Annotated in this window: 1 protein-coding gene; it reads right to left on the reverse strand. The window is 43.7% G+C overall.

Annotation, left to right across the window (positions count from 1 at the left end):
* Positions 1-524 (reverse strand): SprB repeat-containing protein (locus HMPREF9075_RS09705; RefSeq protein ID WP_009416393.1); only part of this gene is annotated, 524 nt, incomplete at both ends.

Raw genomic sequence — 524 nt, forward strand, 5'->3', positions numbered from 1 at the left:
TTCACCAATATGGTGTGGGTACCCGATGCTAAGCCTGTATACAATGTCTTATTTGGTGTCCAAGTCCTTCCGCCGTCTATACTTGTACTGTATGTCTGCGTTCCGCCTGTTATGGTAAGTGATACACTACCATCTTGCGCTCCGTAGCATATCTCATCTGTCTTCTGATCTATCACTACTCGCAACAAGTCTGGCTCGGTAATCTTCACAGGAATATCTACAAAGCAGTTATTCTCGTCTTTTACCCTCACCACATAGTCTCCTTTGCGCAATTCATCAAAGTAACCTCTATCTACAACCCTATCAAATCGTGGGCTGATAGCATACTGCATATTGCCAGTACCTCCCGTTACAGTTATTGATATAGTACCATTCTTAGCTCCGTAGCAAGTGATATTAGTAGTTTCACTAACTACTTGCAACGCTGGTGCTTCATCTATCACTACCCCTGTAGAGGTATATACGCAGTCGTTGCTCTTCACCACTACGTAGTATGTACCTGTGTACAAGCCTGTAAATGCCCA

The organism is Capnocytophaga sp. oral taxon 332 str. F0381, from assembly GCF_000318275.2.
Taxonomy (GTDB): Bacteria; Bacteroidota; Bacteroidia; order Flavobacteriales; family Flavobacteriaceae; genus Capnocytophaga; species Capnocytophaga bilenii.